The 20,631-nt window shown below is 65.0% G+C and carries 18 protein-coding genes; 10 read left to right on the top strand and 8 right to left on the bottom strand.

Features of this window, described 5'->3' with window-relative positions; genetic code table 11:
• Positions 1 to 29: 29 nt before the first annotated feature.
• Positions 30 to 1,304: an allantoate amidohydrolase gene (locus tag EDE08_RS22435; RefSeq protein ID WP_131870961.1), complete on the bottom strand. Its 1,275-nt coding sequence runs from the start codon at positions 1,302 to 1,304 to the stop codon at positions 30 to 32.
• A 388-nt stretch (positions 1,305 to 1,692) separates the two neighbouring features.
• On the opposite strand from EDE08_RS22435, the gene EDE08_RS22430 reads away from it, so the two are divergent.
• From EDE08_RS22430 to EDE08_RS22410, 5 genes are all read left to right on the top strand, one after another.
• Positions 1,693 to 2,178 (top strand): nucleoside deaminase, encoded by a 486-nt coding sequence (locus EDE08_RS22430; protein ID WP_061877877.1) that lies wholly within the window; start codon positions 1,693 to 1,695, stop codon positions 2,176 to 2,178.
• A gap of 220 nt (positions 2,179 to 2,398) precedes the next feature.
• On the top strand, positions 2,399 to 3,970 hold the full coding sequence (locus EDE08_RS22425) for an ABC transporter ATP-binding protein (protein ID WP_131870960.1): 1,572 nt from the start codon (positions 2,399 to 2,401) through the stop codon (positions 3,968 to 3,970).
• Entirely contained in the window at positions 3,954 to 5,045 is a 1,092-nt protein-coding gene (locus EDE08_RS22420; RefSeq protein ID WP_131870959.1) for an ABC transporter permease, read from the top strand. Before EDE08_RS22425 ends, EDE08_RS22420 begins: the two co-directional genes overlap by 17 nt.
• Positions 5,032 to 5,949, top strand: a complete 918-nt coding sequence (locus EDE08_RS22415; protein ID WP_131870958.1) for an ABC transporter permease — start codon at positions 5,032 to 5,034, stop codon at positions 5,947 to 5,949. The genes EDE08_RS22420 and EDE08_RS22415 overlap by 14 nt, the downstream gene beginning before the upstream one ends.
• Positions 5,950 to 6,022: 73 nt before the next feature.
• On the top strand, positions 6,023 to 7,099 hold the full coding sequence (locus tag EDE08_RS22410; protein ID WP_165936109.1) for a BMP family ABC transporter substrate-binding protein: 1,077 nt from the start codon (positions 6,023 to 6,025) through the stop codon (positions 7,097 to 7,099).
• Between the two features lie 109 nt (positions 7,100 to 7,208).
• Here the strand turns inward: EDE08_RS22410 and EDE08_RS22405 are convergent, their stop codons facing one another.
• Positions 7,209 to 8,558: an 8-oxoguanine deaminase gene (locus EDE08_RS22405; RefSeq protein WP_165936099.1), complete on the bottom strand. Its 1,350-nt coding sequence runs from the start codon at positions 8,556 to 8,558 to the stop codon at positions 7,209 to 7,211.
• Between the two features lie 153 nt (positions 8,559 to 8,711).
• Here EDE08_RS22405 and EDE08_RS22400 point away from each other — a divergent pair, with 153 nt between their 5' ends.
• Entirely contained in the window at positions 8,712 to 9,539 is an 828-nt protein-coding gene (locus EDE08_RS22400; protein ID WP_131870955.1) for an FAD binding domain-containing protein, read from the top strand.
• Positions 9,536 to 12,262 carry a molybdopterin-dependent oxidoreductase gene (locus EDE08_RS22395; RefSeq protein ID WP_131870954.1) on the top strand — a complete coding sequence of 909 codons (2,727 nt, stop codon included), beginning with the start codon at positions 9,536 to 9,538 and terminating at the stop codon, positions 12,260 to 12,262. The genes EDE08_RS22400 and EDE08_RS22395 overlap by 4 nt, the downstream gene beginning before the upstream one ends.
• Before the next feature lie 166 nt (positions 12,263 to 12,428).
• Here EDE08_RS22395 and uraD read toward each other — a convergent pair whose 3' ends face one another.
• The 4 genes from uraD to EDE08_RS22370 all read right to left on the bottom strand — a co-directional run bounded on the left by uraD (position 12,429) and on the right by EDE08_RS22370 (position 16,314).
• Positions 12,429 to 13,316 carry a 2-oxo-4-hydroxy-4-carboxy-5-ureidoimidazoline decarboxylase gene (uraD, locus tag EDE08_RS22390; RefSeq protein WP_165936108.1) on the bottom strand — a complete coding sequence of 296 codons (888 nt, stop codon included), beginning with the start codon at positions 13,314 to 13,316 and terminating at the stop codon, positions 12,429 to 12,431.
• 4 nt (positions 13,317 to 13,320) lie between these two features.
• Positions 13,321 to 14,256, bottom strand: a complete 936-nt coding sequence (puuE, locus tag EDE08_RS22385) for an allantoinase PuuE (protein WP_131870952.1) — start codon at positions 14,254 to 14,256, stop codon at positions 13,321 to 13,323.
• Positions 14,257 to 14,670 (bottom strand): DUF3830 family protein, encoded by a 414-nt coding sequence (locus tag EDE08_RS22380; RefSeq protein WP_131870951.1) that lies wholly within the window; start codon positions 14,668 to 14,670, stop codon positions 14,257 to 14,259. It abuts the gene before it with no gap.
• A 1,215-nt stretch (positions 14,671 to 15,885) separates the two neighbouring features.
• On the bottom strand, positions 15,886 to 16,314 hold the full coding sequence (locus EDE08_RS22370) for a hypothetical protein (RefSeq protein WP_131870950.1): 429 nt from the start codon (positions 16,312 to 16,314) through the stop codon (positions 15,886 to 15,888).
• 302 nt (positions 16,315 to 16,616) lie between these two features.
• Here EDE08_RS22370 and EDE08_RS22365 point away from each other — a divergent pair, with 302 nt between their 5' ends.
• The gene (locus EDE08_RS22365) at positions 16,617 to 16,868 is read left to right on the top strand and encodes a DUF2798 domain-containing protein (RefSeq protein WP_131870949.1); all 252 of its coding nucleotides are present in this window, start codon (positions 16,617 to 16,619) and stop codon (positions 16,866 to 16,868) included.
• Between the two features lie 7 nt (positions 16,869 to 16,875).
• On the opposite strand, the gene EDE08_RS22360 is transcribed toward EDE08_RS22365, so the two are convergent.
• Together EDE08_RS22360 and EDE08_RS22355 are read right to left on the bottom strand one after the other, a co-directional pair.
• On the bottom strand, positions 16,876 to 18,663 hold the full coding sequence (locus EDE08_RS22360; protein ID WP_131870948.1) for a chloride channel protein: 1,788 nt from the start codon (positions 18,661 to 18,663) through the stop codon (positions 16,876 to 16,878).
• A gap of 13 nt (positions 18,664 to 18,676) precedes the next feature.
• Positions 18,677 to 19,330, bottom strand: a complete 654-nt coding sequence (locus EDE08_RS22355) for an L-fuculose-phosphate aldolase (protein ID WP_207913066.1) — start codon at positions 19,328 to 19,330, stop codon at positions 18,677 to 18,679.
• A gap of 281 nt (positions 19,331 to 19,611) precedes the next feature.
• Between EDE08_RS22355 and EDE08_RS22350 the strand changes: the two genes are divergently transcribed.
• A complete protein-coding gene (locus tag EDE08_RS22350) occupies positions 19,612 to 19,818 on the top strand; it encodes a hypothetical protein (protein ID WP_131870947.1) in 207 nt (68 codons plus the stop codon).
• A gap of 110 nt (positions 19,819 to 19,928) precedes the next feature.
• The gene (locus EDE08_RS22345; RefSeq protein ID WP_131870946.1) at positions 19,929 to 20,495 is read left to right on the top strand and encodes a YciE/YciF ferroxidase family protein; all 567 of its coding nucleotides are present in this window, start codon (positions 19,929 to 19,931) and stop codon (positions 20,493 to 20,495) included.
• The last annotated feature ends 136 nt before the right edge of the window (positions 20,496 to 20,631 follow it).

The following is a 20,631-nucleotide window of genomic DNA, read 5'->3' as shown; positions in this document are numbered from 1 at the left end:
CCACGATGACGACCGGGGGGGCCGGCTGTTCAGCTCGCGGTGGCGCGGCTCTCCCGTGTCTGAAAATTCTCGATCACCCGCAGCAGCACCCGCGCGCCGGCATCGGCATCGGCGAGCTCGACATGTTCATCCGGGTGATGGCTGATGCCGCCGCGGCAGCGAACGAAGATCATGCCGACATCGGCAATGTCGATCATCGCCATGCCGTCGTGTCCTGCCCCGCTCGGCAGCTCGAACACGGAGACGCCTTCGGCCTCGATCGCCTGCGCAATCTGCTCCTTGAGCCACTGCGCGCAAGGCGCAGTGCGGTTCTCGTGGGTGACGTCAAGCTGAAGGGCCAGCTGCCGACGCTCGGCGATCGCCTCGATCCGGCGAACGATATCGGCCACCGCACGCTTGCGGTGCATGTCGGTGGGGGCGCGCAGATCGATGGTGAAGGATACTTCGCCCGGAATGACATTGGTCGCGCCGGGCCTCGCCTGGATATAGCCGACGGTGCCGACCAGGCCGCCCTCGTCGGTGCGGCAAAATTGTTCGATCGCACCGATGCATTCGGCCGCCCCGGCGAGTGCGTCGCGCCGAAGCTCCATCGGCACGGTGCCGGCATGACCGGCCATGCCGGTCAGCCGCGCGGCAAGGCGCGTGGCACCGGCAATCGCGGTGACGACGCCCACGGGCAGGTTCTGCGCTTCCAGCACCGGCCCCTGCTCGATGTGCAATTCGAGGTAGGCGAGCAGCTCACGCCGCGCTCGCGCGGCCGCGCCGATATGGTCGGGGTCGAGCCCGAACCGCACGAGCGCATCGCGCATCGACACGCCATCGCGGTCGCGCGTGTTCAGCACACTCTCGTCAAAGGTGCCGGCCACCGCACGGCTGCCGAGCAAGGTCGACGCGAAGCGCACCCCCTCCTCATCGGCAAAACCGACTACCTCGATCGCAAACGGCAGGCGCTTGCCGCGGCGGTTGAGATCGGCGACGCAAGAGATCGCCGTGATCACACCCAGCGGTCCATCCCATTTGCCGGCATCGCGCACGGTGTCGTAATGCGAGCCGAGCATCAGGCAGGGAGCACCCGACCGGTCGCCTTCGTAGCGGCCACAGACGTTGCCGATCGCATCGAGGCGCGCGCTCATGCCGGCTTCGCGCATCCAGCCCAGGATGAGGTCCGCAGCCTCGCGCAACTCCTTGGTGAGATAGATGCGGGTGAGTTTGTCACCCTCTTCCGAGATCGCGGCCAGATCGTTGATCCGACGCACGATCACTTCGCCGAGCGATGCATTTTGAACGGCGTTAACGGACCCCATCTCGACAAACTTCCTCTTCTCTGGACCGCGGCGACGGCCGTCCTGGCGATCGGCACGAGTTCGGTGCCAGCAAAAAATCACGTATCGGCGCCTGCCCCAACAAGCGCGTGATTAGCATGAATGCGGGTACGCGCCACGCTGCCTCGCGCCGGTCATGCGCGCGGGAACCCCACGCCTGCAATTGCGTCTGGCATTTCTTCCCAATCAGGGATCGAACGGGCCACATTATTGATATTTTTCAATCGGTTATCCAGAAAATTCCGTTGTCAGCATCCGTCCGGCCGGCTGGTGATGTTCCACGGCAAATTGTGTATGAAGCACGGACCAGCGAAGCCGACCTTCACCTTGGTCGGCCCGGCGCATGGCGGGCATTGACCGCGGAGTAGCGATGGACGCCGCGTCCGAACGTGACGAACACTTCCTGCGCCTGTCGTTCGCGGTCGCCCGCCGCTCGCTTAGCCATGGCAATCATCCCTTCGGCTGCATCGTTGTTGCGGCCGACGGCAAGGTTCTCATCGAGAGCGAGAATGGCTACATGCCGGACCATGACGGCACCGCGCATGCCGAACGTCTCGCGGCCACCCAGGCCTGCCGCACGCTCGGGCGCGAAGTGCTGGCGAAGGCAACGCTCTATTCGTCGGCCGAGCCCTGCGCGATGTGTGCCGGTGCGATCTACTGGGCCGGCATCGGCCGCGTCGTCTTTGGCCTCAGCGAGCATCGCCTGCGCGGCATCACCGGCAACCATCCGGAGAATCCGACCCTCGACCTGCCGTGCCGCGAGGTCTTTGCCAGCGGCCAGCGCCCGACAGAGGTCATCGGCCCCCTGCTCGAAAAGGAGGCTGAATCGCTGCACGACGGCGCTTGGACGAAGTAGCGGCACATTCAGAGGGAGATGACGCCGTTTTTCTGATCGCGCCCGATGTGATGCCGAGTTGGAGCAGCTGTCGCGACCTGGTCGCTCAGCACGGTAGACGACCCGCTGGGCCGATCGCCCGCCGAAACGTTGAGCAAGGGATGATGCTTTTTCACAGCTTACAGCGCGGTTCAAATTGGCCCACTATCGAAACACGTCACGCATGCAAGCGCATCAGCGAATGTTAGATCCGACACCCAACGGCCAGCATTCCGGCGATTCCCCGCTCCTGAGGACAAGCGGCCTCACCAAGCGTTATGGCGATTTCCTCGCCAACGATTCCATCGACATCGACATCTGGCCGAGTGAAATTCACGCCCTGCTCGGGGAGAACGGCGCCGGCAAGTCGACGCTGGTCAAGGCCATTTACGGTCTGATCCAGCCCAGCGCCGGCGAGATTCGATGGCAGGGCCAACGAATCGTGCTTTCCGGTCCCTCGGAAGCTCGCTGCCTTGGCATCGGTATGGTGTTCCAGCATTTCTCGCTGTTCGACAATCTTACCGTCGCCGAGAACGTCGCGCTCGGCCTCGACGGCAAAGAGTCCTTCAAGGACATGTCGGCGCGGCTGGAGCAGGTGTCGAAGACCTATGGACTGCCGCTCGATCCCAAGCGCGAAGTCTGGCAATTGTCGGTCGGCGAGCGCCAGCGCATCGAGATCGTCCGCGCCTTGATGCAGGATCCGAAATTCCTGATCCTGGACGAGCCCACCGCGGTGCTGACGCCGCAGGAGGCAGATCAGCTCTTCATCGTGCTGGAGCGGCTCAAGGCCGAAGGCCGCGCCATCCTCTATATCAGCCACAAGCTGGAGGAGGTGAAGCGCCTCTGTGACACCGCGACGATCCTGCGCGGCGGCAGGAAGGTCGAGACCTGCAACCCGCGGCTCGAGACCGCGGCCTCGCTCGCACGGATGATGGTCGGCGGAGAGATCAAGGAAGTGAAGGCCGCATCCGGCCGCAAGACCACCGTGCCGCGGCTCGTCGTCGACGATCTTTCGCTGCCCCCCGCAGACGGGCATGGCGTGCGGCTCGAGCACATCTCGTTCGAGCTGAAGGGCGGCGAGATCCTCGGCATCGCCGGCGTCGCCGGCAACGGCCAGGACGAACTGTTCGCCGCACTCTCCGGCGAGCGCCTCTCGAAGGACCCTGGAACGGTGGTGATCGAAGGCATCGCCGCCGGCCATCTCTCGATCACCCAGCGGCGCAGGCTGGGCGCCGCTTTCGTACCCGAGGAGCGGCTCGGCCACGGCACCGCGCCGCGCATGAAGCTGTCGGAGAACGCGCTGCTCACCGGGCACGCCACCAGCAGCATGGTCCGCCGTGGCTTCATCGACACCGCAGCCACGCTGAAGGCGGTCGACCGTGCGACCGAGACATTCGACGTCCGCAAGGCCAAACGCGATCCCGAAGCCGCGAGCCTCTCCGGCGGCAATCTGCAGAAGTTCATCGTGGGACGCGAGATCCTGCGCTCCCCCGCTGTGCTGGTGGTGAACCAGCCGACCTGGGGCGTCGATGCCGGCGCCGCCGCCGTCATCCGGCAGGCGCTGCTCGATCTCGCAACCGCAGGCGCCGCCGTCCTCGTGACCAGCCAGGATCTCGACGAGCTCGCGGAGATCGCCGACCGCATCGCCGTGATATTCCATGGCAAGCTTTCCGCTCCGCTCGCAGCAAGCGACGCGAGCCGCGAAAAGCTCGGCCTCCTGATGGGCGGCAGCAGCCTGGAACCGAAGGAGGCCGCGCATGCAGCTGGTGCTTGAGAAGCGCGTCGAGCGCTCCGGCACGATCGCGCTGGTGTCCCCACTGATCGCGATCGGCCTCACGATCCTGACCATGGTCATCCTGTTCGCGATACTGGGCAAGAATCCGCTGCTCGCCTTGCACGCCTATTTCATTGCACCCTTGACCGACGGCTATTCGCTCCAGGAGATCGCGGTGAAGGCAACGCCACTGGTGATGATCGCGATCGGGCTGTCGCTCTGCTATCTCGCCAACGCCTGGAACATCGGCGCCGAAGGGCAATTCCTGATCGGCGCAGTCGCCGGAAGCTGGATCGCGGTGAAGACGCAAGGCACCGACGCCGGCGCCTGGGTGCTGCCGGCCATGTTTGTCCTCGCCGCCGCAGCGGGCGCGCTCTATGCGCTGATCCCGGCGATCTGCAAGGTCAAGTTCGGCGCCAGCGAGATCCTGACCAGCCTGATGCTGGTCTATGTCGCCGACCTCTTCCTCGACTATCTCGTGCGCGGGCCATGGCGCGACCCGCAGGGATTCAATTTCCCGACCACGGCGGAATTCGATCCGGTGGCGACCGTCCCCTTGCTGATCGAAGGCGGCCGGCTGCATCTCGGCTCGATCATCGCCCTGCTCGTCGTCGCAGCAGCGGCGATCCTGCTCGGGCGCACCATCAAGGGCTTTGAGATCCGCGTGGTTGGAGCTGCGCCCCGTGCCGCGCGGTTCGGCGGCTTCAATGCCAATCAGCTGATCATCCTGACCTTCGCGGTATCAGGCGCACTGGCGGGCCTCGCCGGGATCATCGAGGTTGCAGGTCCGATCGGGCATCTCCAGCCCGGCATCTCGCCTGGTTACGGCTTTACCGCGATCATCGTCGCTTTCCTCGGTCGCCTGAACCCGCTTGGAATACTCATCGCAGGCCTATTCCTGGCATTGACCTTTATCGGCGGCGAGCAGGCGCAGATCGCGATGAAGATCCCGTTGGACGTCACCAAGGTCTTTCAGGGCATTCTGCTGTTCTACGTGCTCGCCTGCGATTCCCTCATCCTCTACCGCTTCAAGCTGGTCTTCCCGAACCGAGAGGTGACTCGTGGAGCTGGTTGAAGCCATCATCCTCGCGGTGCTCGCCGCGTCGACGCCGCTGCTGATCGCGGCGACCGGCGAGCTCGTGACCGAGCGCTCCGGCGTGCTCAATCTCGGCGTCGAGGGCATGATGATCGTCGGCGCGGCCTGCGGCTTTGCCGGCGCCTGGCTGACCGGATCGATCTTCATCGGCGCGCTGTTCGGCATGGTCGCGGGCACGCTGATGTCGCTCATCTTCGCGCTGATGGCGCTCGGACTTGCCGTCAACCAGGTTGCGACCGGGCTCGCGCTGACCATCCTCGGCGTCGGGCTCTCCGGCCTGATCGGCGCCGGCTTCGTCGGCGAACGCATCACGCCGGCAATGCACCTCCATATTCCCGTCCTGACGGACATTCCGCTGATCGGCCGCGTGCTGTTCGGCGAGGACGGCTTCGTCTATTTCTCGGTCGCACTGATCGTCGGCGTCTGGTGGTTCCTGTACCGCACGCGCGCGGGATTGATCCTGCGCGCCTGCGGCGACAATCATGCCTCCGCACATGCGCTCGGCTATCCCGTGCTGCGCATCCGCACCTTCGCCGTGATGTTCGGCGGTGCCTGCGCCGGCCTTGCCGGTGCTTATCTGCCGCTCGCCTATACACCGTTCTTCGTTCCAGGCATGACCGCCGGCCGCGGCTGGATCGCGCTGGCGCTGGTGGTGTTCTCGTCCTGGCGGCCCGGCCGGCTCGTGGTCGGCGCCTATCTGTTCGGTGCGGTGACGATCCTGCAATTGCATGCGCAAGGCTGGGGCGTCGGCATTCCCTCGCAATTCATGTCGGCACTGCCTTATCTCGCGACCGTCCTTGTGCTCGTCCTGCTCTCCCGCGCACGCAGCGGCGGCTCGACCGCGCCGGCCGCACTCGGCACGGTGTTCGTGCCTGATCGTTGAATTATTCTCCGCGGCGTGCGCGACGGGGCGCGTGTTGCGGATCGTGGCTTGCCCCTGATGTTGGAGATCGATGATGAGGAAATCACTTCTTGCGCTGACTGCCGGGCTCTTGCTTGCCGGGAACATCAGTGCAGCCTCCGCCGCCGACAAGCTGAAGGTCGGCTTCGTCTATGTGGGTCCGATCGGAGACCTCGGCTGGACCTATCAGCACGACCTCGGTCGTCAGGCGCTGGTGAAGGAACTTGGCGACAAGATCGAGACCACCTACCTCGAGAACGTGCCCGAAGGCCCCGACGCCGAGCGCTCGATCGAGCAGCTGGTCCGCGCCGGCAACAAGCTGATCTTCACGACGTCCTTCGGCTACATGGACTCGACGCTGAAGGTCGCCAAGAAATATCCGAACGTGCATTTCGAGCACGCCACCGGTTACAAGCGCAACCCGAACATGTCGACCTATTCGGCGAAATGGTATCAGGGCCGCTACATTCAAGGTCTGATCGCAGCGAAGATGTCGAAGTCGGGCGTGGTCGGCTACATCGGCTCGTTCCCGATTCCGGAGGTCGTCTCGGGCATCAACGCGACGATGCTGGCGGCGCAGACCATCAACCCGGACATCAAGGTCAAGATCATCTGGGCCAACACCTGGTTCGACCCCGGCAAGGAAGCCGACGCCGCCAAGGCGCTGATCGACCAGGGCGCCGACGTCATCATGCAGCACACGGATTCGCCCGCCGCCATGCAGATCGCCAGCGAACGCGGCAAGCTCGCCTTCGGCCAGGATTCCGAGATGATCAAGTTCGGGCCCAAGACCCAGCTCACCTCGATCCTGGATACCTGGGGCCCCTACTACATCGAGCGCGTCAAGGCCGAGCTCGCCGGAACCTGGAAGTCCGAAAACACCTGGGGCGGCCTCGACAGCCACATGTTCGCGATGGCGCCCTACACCAACATGCCGGACGATGTGAAAAAGATGGCCGAGGATGCCCAGGCCGCGATCACTGCGGGCAAGCTGCATCCGTTCAAATGCCCGATCGTTGGGCAGGACGGCAAGCCGGTCGAGTGCAAGGGCGGCGATCACCTCGACGACGGCCAGATCCTTGGCATGAATTTCTACGTGAAAGGCATCGACGACAAGCTGCCGGGCAAGTAGCACGCTTCTTGCATTCTCCAATTCACCTGCTCCTCCCGGAGGAGGTTCGGAGGGGGTGGCCAGAAGCACCCGGCACTTGTGGCTGCCCCCTCTTTCCATCTTGCCCGGCTTATCCCGCCCGCATGGCCCGCGCCGCGGAACCGTGGCGGCAGATGAGGTCTGCCACGTCCAGGCCCGGAATCGCGCCGTCGATCACCGTCCATTTTCCGGCCACCATCACCCGGTCGGCCCGATGCGCCCCGCACAGCACCAAGGCAGCCAGCGGATCGCCATGGCCGGAAAAGCGCAGCTCGTCGAGCCTGAACAGAGCGAGATCGGCGGCCTTGCCGACGGCGATCGCGCCGAGTTCCGGCCGGCCGACACAGGCCGCCGAGCCCTTGGTGACCCAGCGCAGCGCATCCATGTGGCTGACTTTCGCTACCCCGTAGCGCGCCCGTTGCAGCAGGAAAGCGGCGCGTACCTCCTGCATCAGGTTTGAGCCGTCGTTCGACGCCGAGCCGTCGACGCCGATCCCGATCCCGACGCCGGCCTCCTCCATCTCGCAGACGGGACAGCAGCCGGACGCCAGCAGCTGGTTGCTGCAGGCGCAATGGCTGATGGTCGTCTTCGCCTGGCCGAGCCGCTTGATCTCATCGGCGTTGAAGAAGATTCCGTGGGCGAGCCAGGTCCGCGCATTGAGCCAGCCGCATTGCTCGAGATAGTCGAGCGGGCGGCAACCATACATCTGCTGGCAGAATTTGTTCTCGTCCTCGGTCTCGGCGAGGTGGGTGTGCAGGCGCACGTCGAGCTTGCCGGCGAGATCGGCGGTCGCGCGCATCAGCGAGGTCGTCACCGAGAACGGCGAGCACGGTGCGAGCGCGATCTGCACCATCGCATCCGCGCCGCGCTGGTGATGCTTGGCGACCACGCGCGCACTGTCGGCGAGGATCGTATCCTCGTCCTGCACGACGCTGTCAGGCGGCAGGCCGCCGTCGCGCTGCGACAGGTTCATTGAGCCCCGGGTCAGCAGCACCCGCACACCCAGTCGCTGTGCCACTGCCACCTCGATGTCGACGGCGTCCTCGAGCCCTGCCGGGAAAACATAGTGGTGATCGGTCGTGGTGGTGCAGCCGGAGAGCAGCAGCTCGGACATCGCCACCGTGACGCCGAACTCGAGCGCCTCAGGCGTCAGCCTCGCCCAGACCGGATAGAGCGCCTGGAGCCAGGGAAACAGCTGCCGGTCCATTGCAGCCGGCAGCGCCCGCGTCAGCGTCTGGTAGAAATGATGATGGGTATTGATCAGGCCCGGCAGCACGACATGCTCGGCTGCATCGAACAGCGCGACATCCGCGGTTGCAGGCGCACCGCCGGCCGGCACCAGCTCGACGATCAGGCCGTCCTTCACCACGATGCCGCGTTCGGCACCATCGGCAAGGATAGCGAGGGGATCTCTGATCCAGATCGGCTTCGCATCGCTCATGATCCTGCTTCTCCACACACCGAATGACGACCAGCCTGCAAGGGGAACGCCAGCCCGAACACGGTATTGCTACGACTTGTTTGTTGCGGCTTGGCTCCGGTCTTGCAAGACTCGTCTCCACGATTCACCCTGGGCGGAAGCGCTGGCGCAGCCATGGATTTGAATACCATCACGACGGTGGCCCGCCCGCAAACGCGCGCGCAACTGCCTGCCTGGACGACAGGTGATGCCTGGCTTGCAGGGGGCACCTGGCTGTACTCGGAGCCGCAGGTCCACCTGAGGCGACTGATCGATCTCACCGATCTGAGATGGCCGGCGCTGACGATCACGGACAGCCATCTCTCCATTGCCGCCACCTGCACGGTTGCACAGCTGGACGGTCTATCCTGCCCGCCCGACTGGCTCGCAGCGCCATTGATCGGCCAGTGTTGCCGGGCCTTCCTCGCCTCCTTCAAGATCTGGAAGACAGCCACGATCGGCGGCAATCTCTGCATGTCGCTGCCGGCGGGGCCGATGATCTCGCTCACATCGGCGCTCGACGGCGTCTGCACCATCTGGAAGGCCGGGGGCGGCGAGCAGAACATTCCCGTCGTCGATTTCGTCACCGGCAACCAGAGCAACCGTCTCATGCCCGGCGACCTGCTGCGCCAGATCGATATCCCGATTGCGGCGTTGCGCCGCCGCGCGGCCTTTCGCCAGATTTCGCTAGCCCCCGTCGGCCGCTCGGCAGCGCTTCTGATCGGCAGCCTCGATCCGGATGGCAGACTGACCCTGACGATCACAGCATCGACGGTTCGGCCGGTGCAACTCTTCTTTGCCAAGGCGCCGGACGCCGCCGCGCTCCGCGCCGCCGTCTCGGAAGGCGTCACCGAGGAGTTGTACAACACCGACATCCACGGCAAGCCGCTCTGGCGCAAGCACATGACACTGCGGCTCGCCGAGGAAATTCGCGGTGAACTCCTGGGAGCAACGCGGCCATGAGCTTCGAGGTCAACGGCAAGGCATTTTCTCAGGAGCCGCGCGCCGGCCAGTGCCTGCGCACGTTCCTGCGCGAGCTCGGCCATTACGGCGTCAAAAAGGGCTGCGATGCCGGCGATTGCGGGGCCTGCACCGTGCTGCTCGACGGGGAGCCGGTGCACAGCTGCCTGATCCCGGCGTTCCGCGCCGAGGGACGCGCCGTCACCACGATTGAAGGTCTTGGCGGAGATGACGGCACGCATCCCATGCAGCAGGCCTTCCTCGATGCGCAGGGCTTTCAATGCGGCTTCTGCACCGCCGGCATGATCCTGACCTGTGCCTCGCTGAACCAGGCCCAGCGGACCGATCTCGGCGCAGCGCTGAAGGGCAATATCTGCCGCTGCACCGGTTATCGTTCGATCGAGGATGCGATCCTCGGCAAGACCAATGTCGAGGCGAGCATCGAGGCCGGCGCCGCGTTCGGCCGTAGCCTGCCGGCGCCGGCGGGCCCCGACATCGTGCGCGGCAAGGCGCGCTACACCTTCGATACCGCCATCGACGGACTGCTGCACATCAAGCTGCTGCGTTCGCCGCATGCTCACGCCAGGATCCTCACGATCGACAGGTCGGAAGCCCTTCGCGTCCCCGGCGTGCATGCCGTGCTGACGCATGAGGATGCGCCATCCGTGCTGATGTCGACCGCGCGGCACGAGAAGGACTGGATGGACCCCGAGGACACCCGAATCCTCGACGAGGTCGTGCGTTTCATCGGCCAAAGGGTTGCCGCCGTCGTCGCCGAGACCGAAGCCGCCGCCGAGGAGGCATGCCGCAGGCTGAACGTCAGCTACGAGATCCTGCCGGCGCTGAGCGATCCGGAGCAGGCGATGGATCCGGGGGCGCCTATCATTCATCCTGACCGCACCATTGCGAACCGCGTTGCGGACGCCCAGCGCAACCTCGTCGCGGAAACGCACGGCGAGTTCGGCGATGTCGCGGCCGCGCTCGCCACGTCCGCCGTGACCTACGAGGCCACTTTCCACAGTCACCGTGTACAGCATGCGGCACTGGAGACCCACGGCGGCCTCGCATGGCTCGATGACGCAGGCATGCTCAATGTCCGGACCTCGACCCAGGTCCCATTCCTGACCCGGCGCGCGCTGTCGGACATTTTCCAGCTTCCCATGGACAAGGTCCGCGTGTTCTGCGAACGCGTCGGAGGCGGCTTTGGCGGCAAGCAGGAGATGTTCGTCGAGGACATCCTGGCGCTCGCTGCGCTGAGGACCGGGCGGCCCGTGAAGCTGGAGCTCACCCGCGAGGAGCAGTTCATCGCGACCTCGACGCGGCATCCGATGCGGGTCCACATCAAGGCGGGCGCCGATGCCGACGGCAAGCTCACCGCGCTCCAGCTCGACGTGCTCTCCAATACCGGCGCCTACGGCAATCATGCCGGCCCCGTGATGTTCCACGCCCTGGCCGAGTCCATCAGCGTCTACAATTGCCCGAACAAGCGGGTGGACGGCGTCGCCGTCTATACCAACACCGTGCCGGCGGGCGCGTTTCGCGGCTATGGCCTGCCGCAGACACTGATCGCGGTGGAGGCCGCGATCGACGAGCTCGCGCGTCAGCTCGGCATCAGTCCGTACGAGATGCGCCGGCGCAATATCGTGAGGCCTGGCGATCCCATGCTGTCGCCGCCGCCGTCCGAATATCACGATGTGCTCTACGGCTCCTATGGGCTCGACCAGTGCCTCGACCTCGTCGAGCGCGCGATGCAGGCCGATGGCCCGCAGCCGGACCTGTCGCCGGAATGGCTGATCGGTGACGGCATCGCGCTGGCCATGATCGATACGGTGCCGCCGGCTGGCCACATCGCCGACGCGACGATCGCGCTCAACGACGACGGCGGCTTCGACCTCACCGTCGGCACGGCCGAGTTCGGCAACGGCACCAGCACCGTGCACCTCCAGATCGCCGCGACGACGCTCGCGACCACGGTCGAGCGGATCCACCTTCGCCAGTCCGACACCGCCCATGGCGGCCACGACACCGGCGCCTATGGCAGCGCCGGCACCTTCGTCGCGGGCAAGGCGACGCATGCGGCGGCGATGCAGCTTGCGACCGAGCTGCGGGCGGCCGCAGCCGGCGCGTGGCTGTGCGACGTGGATACTTGCGTGCTCGATGGGGATGCCGTCGTCAGCGGCGTACGGCGCATGCCCTATACGGAACTTGCAAAGCTCGCGCACGACCGCGGACGGCCGTTCACAGGCAGCGGCAATTCCACCGGCACGCCGCGTTCGGTCGGCTTCAACGTGCAGGGTTTTCGTGTCGCCGTGAACAAGGCCACCGGAGAGCTCAGGATTCTCAGGAGCGTGCACGCGGCGGACGCGGGCGTCGTCGCCAATCCCGCGCAATGCCGCGGTCAGGTCGAAGGCGGCGTGGCGCAGGCGCTCGGCGCTGCGCTCTACGAGGAGATGGTGATCGATGCGAATGGCCGCGTCATCAACCCGAAATTTCGCGACTACCACCTGCCCTCCTTCGCCGATGTTCCGCGCACGGAGGTGCACTTCGCCGAGACGTCCGACACGATCGGACCGCTGGGCGCAAAGTCGATGAGCGAGAGCCCGTACAATCCGGTCGCCGCTGCACTCGGCAACGCAATTGCGGATGCCACCGGCATTCGCTTCACCGCACCGCCCTTCAAACCGGATCGGCTGTTTCCGGCGCTGCACGAGAAGTTCGGCGACTAGAGTGGGTTTCACCTCTCCCGTAGGGAGAGGTCGGAGCGCATCGAAGATGCGATCCGGGTGAGGGGTTTAGGTCTCACCGAGCGCCGCAGCCCCTCACCCGGATTGCTGCGCAATCCGACCTCTCCCCGTCTGGGAGAGGTGAACCAGCCCGCCCGACCTACGTGCTTTAGCTGCCGCGATAGGTCGAATAGCTCCAGGGCGTGACCAGCAGCGGCACGTGGTAATGGCTTTCCGGCTCGCTGATCGCAAAGCGCAGCGGGATCTCGTCGAGAAACGGCGGATCGGACAGCGGCACATTGCGCTCCGCGTAGTATTGGGCAACGCGGAATCTGAGCTCGTAGCGGCCGATCGGCAGCGGGCGACCGCCGATCAGAGGCTGGTCGGTGCGCCCGTCGGCATTGGTCACCGCGCGCGCGATGACGCGGCTCTCGCCAAGGCTCGCGAGCTCCACGAGCTCGATCGGGACGCCCGGCGCAGGCTTGCCAATGTGATTGTCCAGCACATGGGTCGAGAGCCGGCCGTGCACCTTCAGCCTGTCATCGGCAATGACGAGCTGATCCAGCCGCAGCGCGGAGATGCGGCCAATTTCCTCGATCGCACGTCGCGTCTCGGTCTTGGCGATATTGAGCAGTCGCGTCTCGAAGTCGCGCAGCACGGAATCCCTGGTGTGTCTGCGCACGCAGACGATATAGGGAAAGCCGAACTTGTCGCGGTAGGCGTTGTTGGCGCGCTCGAACGCCGCGTATTCGGCCTCCGACAGGCGGTCGAGCCCGGCGCTGTTCTGCTCGTCGGTCGATTCCGCGGTGAGACCGGCGGCGCGCTGCGTCTTGTCGGCGAGATCGGGATGCGCCCGGATCAGCGCCAGCTGCACGTCAGGCTCGGCACTCTGGATCGCCGCCATCAGCGCGGCGTGCAGCTCATTGATGCCGGCGAACGGCCGCTTTACCGCGAGCTGCTCGGCGATCCACGGCGAATATTCGACGACGTTGGCGAGCGCGGCGACGAAGTCGGCCCTGCTTGCGGCGTTGAGGTCGGCGAGCGAGATCTGCGACATCATCTCACCCGATCTCGAATGCGTTGACGGCAAGATGGGCATGCTTCTCGTGCCAGTGCTGCGCGATCTGCAGCCGCGTCGGCACCCAGACGCGCTCGTGCTTGCCGATATGGTCGAGGAAGCGGATCAGCCCCGCCGCGCGGCCGGGCCGGCCGACGAGGCGGCAATGCAGGCCGACCGACATCATCTTCGGCGCGGTTTCGCCTTCCGCGTAGAGCACGTCGAAGGCGTCCTTGAGATAGGTGTAGAACTGCTCGCCTTCCGCGAACCCTTGCGGGTTGATGAAGCGCATGTCGTTGGCGTCCAACGTATAGGGAATGATGAGCTGCTTGCCGCCCGGACCCTTCACCCAATAGGGCAGATCGTCGGCATAGGAGTCGCAGAGATAGAGGAAGCCGCCCTCCTCCATCAACAGACGGTTGGTGTTGATGGAGGAGCGCCCGGTGTACCAGCCGAGCGGACGCGAGCCGGTCGCCTCGGTATGCACGCGGATGGACTCGGCGATCTCGGCGCGCTCCTGCGCCTCCGTCATGTCCTTGTGCTCGATCCATTTCAGGCTGTGGCTGGCGATATCCCAGCCCGCCTCCTTCATCGCCGCGACGATTTCCGGATTGCGCTTGAGCGCGGTGGCGACGCCGAACACTGTGGTCGGCCAGTTGCGCGCGGTGAACATCCGCCACAGCCGCCAGAAGCCGGCGCGCGAACCGTATTCGAACATGGATTCGATATTGGCGTGGCGCTGGCCGGGCCAGGGCTGCGCCCCGAGCACGTCGGATAGGAAGGCTTCCGAGGCGCGGTCGCCGTGCAGGATGTTGTTCTCGCCGCCTTCCTCGAAATTGACGACGAACTGCACCGCGACCCGCGCGTCACCGGGCCATTGCGGATGCGGTGGGTTGCGGCCGTAGCCACGGAGATCGCGCGGGTAGCGGGGCTCGGTCACTCAGACTTCCTCGAAGCGGATCGGCAGGGCGCCCTTCCACAGCACGCTCTTGCCCAGTGTCGCCAGATTCTCCAGGCCCGAGGTCAGCGTGATGAAATGGTTGCCGGCGAGCTGGCCCATCTTGCTCGCGAAATGCACGCCGCCATAGGCGAGCAGGATCTCGGTCTCGCTGATGCCGCCCGGGTAAAGGATGATCTGGCCGGGCGCGGGATAGCTGGTGTGGTTCTCGTAGCCGACACCGAAATCGAGGTCGCCGAGCGGCATCCACACGCCCTCACCGCTCCAGCGCACATGGATGATGTGGCTTTCGAACGGCAGTGCTTTGCGGAACGCGGCGACGGTCTTCGGCGCCAATTGCTCCTCGAAGCGGGCATCGAAGGTGAAATCGCCGGCGCTGATAACGAGTTTGCTCATCTCATCTCTCTGGATCGGGGCCGGTGGCCCCACGGATAACGCTCAAGCAAAGAGCATTCCCGACAGTTTCACGCAAGTGGTGGAGTGAAGCCCGGCAGCACCGGGACCAGAAGATGTCTCGACACCCTCGTCGCCTGAAACCTCAACCGGTTCATTGAACCGGATTGTGGCGGGCAAGTCCACCGGCGCCGCTGGCGGAATTGCCGAATAATTGGCCGCGCCCCAGGGGCCACACGGCACGATGCCGCAACATGGGCCCCGGCTCAGCAGCGCACCGTCGAAGGGACGCTGCGCCGCGTCCGGGGCAAGACAGCTGAGTATGGCGCAGGCTCTGTCGACGTCGTCATTGCGGAAAATGAGGCGACGATGCCATTCTTCCAACATGCATCTTGAAGCACAGACACGCCTTCGCATTCTCGCAGCACATTCCGCCCGAGTTTTGCTTCGTCGCTCACCCTCTCGAGCCAAGAGGGCGCAGGGAAGACCGGGTGCTGACCTCGCACCCGCGGTCCGCTGCGCGAAAATGTAGCGCGAAGAGACCGCACAGCAGCATACAGGTGGTGCCAATCACTCGGCCTTCCCTGCGCGATGGTCGGACGGCTTATGCCGCGCTCTCCGGGAGCCGAGTTCGTTCTGGCCTCCCTCATTCCTGCGAAATTCACCGACCTCCGCGCCGGTTGACGCGATTGCCGCCTCCGCAAGAGCTTGACCGTAGCAACGACGGCCAGGACCACACGGTTTTGCCGTACGCACGGCCCGCCATTTCGCCGCAGTTTTCCCGGCCCTGTCGACGGAGCCGGAAACTTACTGACGAGACGAAGCCTAGCAGCGCCGCTCGTCCGCACGCAGCTTCGGGCTCACGGAGAGCAATCCGCCCTGCCCTTCACCTCTCGTGCACGACGCTGCCGCGTCCACCGCAAGCCCGGCTCGCGACAATGACGACCACATGATCGCCCCTCAAGGATGAGCCGGGATGGGCGACACATACGACAAATCCGAATTTCGGTAAAGTGGAATATTTTCACGGAGCCGGATTGACAGACGGCGACACAGCAAGGTGCCGTAGCCCGGATGAGCGGAGCGACATCCGGGTTTTCACAAGCACGGTCCCGGGTATCGCTGCGCTCACCCGGGCTACAAGGGTACCGATACATCAAAGAGGGCCGCACGAAGCGCCGCCCTCTTCTGGGCAACTCAATCCGTCAGCTGGCCTGCTCAATACGGCGCGTAACCATAGCCCGGACCGTAATAATTGGGACCGCCGCCGTAGTAACCCGGACCGCCATAATAGCCCGGGCCGCCATAGTAAGGACGCGGGCCATAATAGTAGCGGTTCTCGTAGTACTCGCGGCGGCGGCTCTCGGCGATCGCGCCTCCGATCAGACCTGCCGCCATACCCATGAAGGCGAGACCTGCGGCGTTCGGCCCGCCTCGGCGGTAATGGCGACGCCGGGCTGCGCTGAAATCAGTGACGTCGGACGCGGCCTGGCCGGCAACGGCCGCCTTGACAGCCGCCTTGGCGACCGGTGTCCCGGCCGAGGCGGCCGTGGACGGGGATGCGGAGGCCGCAATCAGGGCGAGGCTTGCGAACGCGGCCACGACCGTGTTGCGGCCAGCTGCGGAAATCATCGGTCCAATACTCATTTCGACCTTCCTCTGTTCTCGCCTCTGTTCTCGCCAAAAAGACATAAGCAAACCTCCTATAACGCGCAAACCATTGAAGTAGTTTCATGATCGCGGCGATCTGCCACGCTTTGAACGATTGTAAACCGAACGATCAGGTCCAGCTTGAACCATCCAACCTGAGCGGTTAATGAACAGCCGCACCGTTTCTCGGTCGCCGTAAGCGTTTCACGTGAACCAACGCATCAACCGACGCCGTCGGGATCGATGCATTTTCAAGGTTCAACGTGATCGACGCGTCCTTTTCCTCGAAAGAAGTTCAGATGATTGCGGTTCGCAAACTGCCGGCGCGCTATGCGCCGATCGTCATGCCATTCGTGCTGTCCATCCTCATGACCGCGGTGGTCTCGGTCATATCGACGCTGCGAAGCCTCGGCGCAACACCGGCGTTCCTGGCGACCTGGCCAGGCGCCTGGGCGCTGTCCTGGTTCGTGGCGTTTCCGACGCTGCTCATGGTCCTGCCACTGGTCCGCCGGATCGTCGCCTGCCTCGTCGCTGCGCCACCCGGCCGATAGCCGATCCTTACGAGAGCGCCCCAAGCACGCCCCTCGTCGCCTTGTCGATCTCCTCGACATAGCGGCGGCGGGCGAAGCTCTCGGTGAGGAAGCCGACCACCTTGCGGCTGTCGGTGGAATCTACCACCGCCAGCATCTCGGCCTCGGCCTCGTCGAACACCGCCATCGCCGATTTCACGTTCATTTCCGGGATCAGCACGATGTCGATCAGGCGGGCGAGCTCGATCACCTGAATGTCGTCGGCGATGCTGTCGAGATCGTTGGAGAACAGGTCGGGCAGCATGACCAGCCCGACATATTCGTCCGCATTGTTGACGATCACGATTCCGGGCCGCGAGCCCAGCGCGAACTCGCGGCGGACCGCGGCGATCGTCGTGGTCGACGGCACCTTGCCGACGTCGGAGCGCATCAGCCGCTCGACCGTGAGGTTGCGCAGCCAGCCGACGTCGTTGGCGCTGCGGATGGTCTCGCCGCGCAGATGCAGCCGCCAGGTCGAGAAGGAGTGCCCGAACATGAAGCGGACGCAGATCGAGGTGACGATGCAGCCGGCGAGCACCACGGCGGTGACGTCGACATTGCGGGTCATCTCGAGCACGAGGAACGACATCGTCAGGGGACCGCCGACGATGGCGACACCGAGCGTCGCCATTCCCGTCAGCATCGCCACCAGCGGATCGATCGCGAAGTTCGGGCTGATCAGGAGCAGCACCGCGGCAAAGAACTTTCCGATCAGGCTGCCGACGAACAGCGAGGCGAAGAACAGGCCACCGCGAAAACCCGAGGCGAGCGAGATCAGGCAGGCCGTTACCTTCAAGGCGATGACCAGCGCGATCAGGCCGATCGTCATCTCGTGAAAGAGATCGAGCACCATGGCACCGTGGCCGGCCGCCAGCACCTGCGGCGTGATGATCGCGAAGCCGCCGACGATGAGGCCGCCGATCACCGGACGCAGCCAGACCGGCATCCAGGCGAACAGGCGCTCGAACATCGGCGAGGAGCGCATCACGGCGATGCCGACGCCGCTGGTGATGAGGGCGAGCACGATCAGGGCCAGGTACTGCTCGACGCCGACGGCGCTGACCTTGGGGATCTCCAGCGAATAGGGTGCACCACCCAGCCATTGCGCGGTCAGGGCGCCCGCCAGCGAGGCCGCCAGGATCGGCGCGGCGCTGCCGACCGAATAGACGCCGACGATCAGCTCGCAGGCGTAGAAGGCGCCGGTGATCGGCGCGCCGAATGCCGCCGCGATCGCGGCCGCCGCGCCGCAACCGACCATCAGACGCAGATCGTTGCGGCGAAGATTGAAGAACTTGCCGAGCAGCGAAGCGATTCCCGAACCGATCTGGGTATAGCCGGCCTCGAGGCCGACCGAGGCGCCGCAGCCGTTGGAGATCAGCGTCTGGCTCGACACCACCACGCTGTCGCGCATCGACAGATTGCCGCCGCGTAGCGCATTGGCCTCGATCGGGTCCACCGCGTTCGAGATCTTCATGCGCCGCCGCGACCATTCCATGATGCCGAGCGAGAGCCCTCCGAGCGCAGGTGCGATCAGCGCCGCCCACGGGCTGACGCTCTCGTGAGCCGACAGGTGAACATCAATGGGAATGCCGTAGATCACCACATGCGCGAGCTGGGCAATCTGGGCCATCAGCGTCACGACCGAACCCGCGAGCGTGCCGATCACGAGCGCGAGCGGGATCAGGTAGAACTCGTTGCTGCGCAGCAGGGCGCGCAGCCGAACCATGGTGCGGTTCGTCCCCTTGCGATCGACGAGATGCCTGATCCGCACGAACACCCTCTGCCCGCCCCTACCCTTCCGCCAGTCCGTAGCCGGCCATGCGCCGGCGGACCCGCTCGATCTCGTCGCTGGAGAGCAGCGGCGGCCGTCCGATCTGGAGGCAGCCGTGATATTGCCGCGCCAGCGTCTCGACCTCGACGGCGAGCCACATCGCCTTGTCCAGCGTCTTGCCGATCGCGATCATGCCGTGGTGGTCGAGCAGGCAGGCAAGCCGGCCTTCCAGCGCCCGCACCGCATGTTCGGACAGCTCCGTCGTTCCGAACGTCGCATAGGGCGCGCAGCGGATGCTGTCGCCGCCGGCCGCCGCGATCATGTAGTGCACGGGCGGAATCTCCATGCCCATGATCGCCAGGATGGTGCAATAGGTCGGATGGGCGTGCACCACGGCATTGACGTCGGGCCGCGACTTCAGGATGTCGCGATGGAAGCGCCACTCGCTGGACGGTTTCTGCTCGGGCGCGTGTGTGCCGTCCATGGCCATGAAGACGATCTGGTCCGGCGACATGGCATCATAGGGCACGCTGGTCGGCGTGACCAGGAGCCCGTCCGCATGCCGGACACTGATATTGCCCGAGGTGCCCTGGTTGATGCCGAGCGCGTTCATGCGCCGGCAGGCGTCGATAATGGCCTGTCTCTTGGCGAGTTCGTCCGCTCTCATCGACATTGCGATTTCCTGACGAAGGGCTTGTCAGACCGGAAGTACGTCAAAGCAATACGGCAGCGCAAGCGAAAGAGTCCCGGATCCTCTCCGTCTCGGCGACGTGGCGAAATGGCAGCGGAGTTCTGCCGAATCCGGTGACTTCACCGCCCGGGGCAGCGAGCCCAAGGGTGTGCCGGTCCGGCCACCGCTTGCGGATCTGGTCTGACGCCGCAGGCGCATGGAACGAGGTTTCGACAGCCGACTTAGCTCAGCATGACCGCAACGGAGATCGGTGGAGACCAATCATGAGTGACAGCGGAGTTGGCATGCTCTTGGGCCACGCCTCGGCTCAGATGCTTTGGCTCTGGTTCATCGGCGCGTTCGTGCTCGGCGGGGCCCTCGTTTACGGGGTGATGAAAGCCGGCCACCTGCGCCGCAGCGAGCGGGCACGCCTCGATCGCGCGACGGAAGAGCGGCAGCGCCAGGAAGACCCGTACAAGCGCCCGACCTGAGCGATCCGCGAACGCGGGTTGCAGTTTGGAACTTTCGTTCTCCCAAGGTTTTGATCGCCCGAGGATTGAGGAAGGCGACGCCTTCCCGTGTCACCTCAAGAGGAGGACGTATGGCTAAACGAGCAAAGAAGCGCGCGACCAGGAAGACAGCGGCGCGGCGACCGCGTCAGGCCCCGAAGATGCTCAGCGACCTGTTTCTGGAGACGCTGAAGGACATCTATTTCGCCGAGAACAAGATCATCAAGACCTTGCCCAAGATGGCGAAGGCAGCGCAGTCGAAAGAGCTGACCGCCGCCTTCAACAAGCACCTGCGCGAGACCCAGGGCCAGGTCAAGCGGCTGGACCAGATCTTCAGGATGCTGGGCAAGCCAGCACGCGGCAAGCCCTGCGAGGCCATCAACGGCATTACCGACGAGGGTGCCGAGATCATGAAGGAGTTCAAGGGCGCGCCGGCGCTCGATGCGGGGCTGCTCGCGGCCGCCCAGGCTGTCGAGCACTACGAGATCTCCCGCTATGGCACGCTCCGCACCTGGGCCGAGGAGCTCGGCATGCAGGACGCGGCAAGGCTGCTCCAGGAGACGCTGGACGAGGAAGAGGCGACCGATCACACCCTGACGGAGCTCGCCACCTCCGTGATCAACCTGGAAGCGGAAGAAGAGTACCGCGCCGCGGCCTGACCCGCACCGGCCAATGACGAAACGCCGCGGCCCTTGCCGCGGCGTTTTCTCGTTCGACGCTTTCTTGTTCGATGGCATGACGGCGCATGGCACACCGGCGCCAACGCACTGGATTTCCCGGGAACCAGCCCCATAT

The sequence above is a fragment of the Bradyrhizobium sp. R2.2-H genome (assembly GCF_004346455.1).
Taxonomy (GTDB): Bacteria; Pseudomonadota; Alphaproteobacteria; order Rhizobiales; family Xanthobacteraceae; genus Bradyrhizobium; species Bradyrhizobium diversitatis.
This window is presented reverse-complemented; position numbering and strand designations above follow the sequence as displayed.

Coding starts and splice junctions, on each gene's coding strand:
- EDE08_RS22405 (WP_165936099.1), bottom strand. CDS start 8,558: ATGAGCGATGCGAAGCCGATCTGGATCAGAGATCCCCTCGCTATCCTT.
- EDE08_RS22420 (WP_131870959.1), top strand. CDS start 3,954: ATGCAGCTGGTGCTTGAGAAGCGCGTCGAGCGCTCCGGCACGATCGCG.
- EDE08_RS22370 (WP_131870950.1), bottom strand. CDS start 16,314: ATGAGTATTGGACCGATGATTTCCGCAGCTGGCCGCAACACGGTCGTG.
- EDE08_RS22345 (WP_131870946.1), top strand. CDS start 19,929: ATGGCTAAACGAGCAAAGAAGCGCGCGACCAGGAAGACAGCGGCGCGG.
- EDE08_RS22400 (WP_131870955.1), top strand. CDS start 8,712: ATGGATTTGAATACCATCACGACGGTGGCCCGCCCGCAAACGCGCGCG.
- EDE08_RS22355 (WP_207913066.1), bottom strand. CDS start 19,330: ATGTCGATGAGAGCGGACGAACTCGCCAAGAGACAGGCCATTATCGAC.
- EDE08_RS22435 (WP_131870961.1), bottom strand. CDS start 1,304: ATGGGGTCCGTTAACGCCGTTCAAAATGCATCGCTCGGCGAAGTGATC.
- EDE08_RS22425 (WP_131870960.1), top strand. CDS start 2,399: ATGTTAGATCCGACACCCAACGGCCAGCATTCCGGCGATTCCCCGCTC.
- EDE08_RS22410 (WP_165936109.1), top strand. CDS start 6,023: ATGAGGAAATCACTTCTTGCGCTGACTGCCGGGCTCTTGCTTGCCGGG.
- uraD (WP_165936108.1), bottom strand. CDS start 13,316: ATGTCGCAGATCTCGCTCGCCGACCTCAACGCCGCAAGCAGGGCCGAC.
- EDE08_RS22430 (WP_061877877.1), top strand. CDS start 1,693: ATGGACGCCGCGTCCGAACGTGACGAACACTTCCTGCGCCTGTCGTTC.
- EDE08_RS22380 (WP_131870951.1), bottom strand. CDS start 14,670: ATGAGCAAACTCGTTATCAGCGCCGGCGATTTCACCTTCGATGCCCGC.
- EDE08_RS22365 (WP_131870949.1), top strand. CDS start 16,617: ATGATTGCGGTTCGCAAACTGCCGGCGCGCTATGCGCCGATCGTCATG.
- EDE08_RS22350 (WP_131870947.1), top strand. CDS start 19,612: ATGAGTGACAGCGGAGTTGGCATGCTCTTGGGCCACGCCTCGGCTCAG.
- EDE08_RS22395 (WP_131870954.1), top strand. CDS start 9,536: ATGAGCTTCGAGGTCAACGGCAAGGCATTTTCTCAGGAGCCGCGCGCC.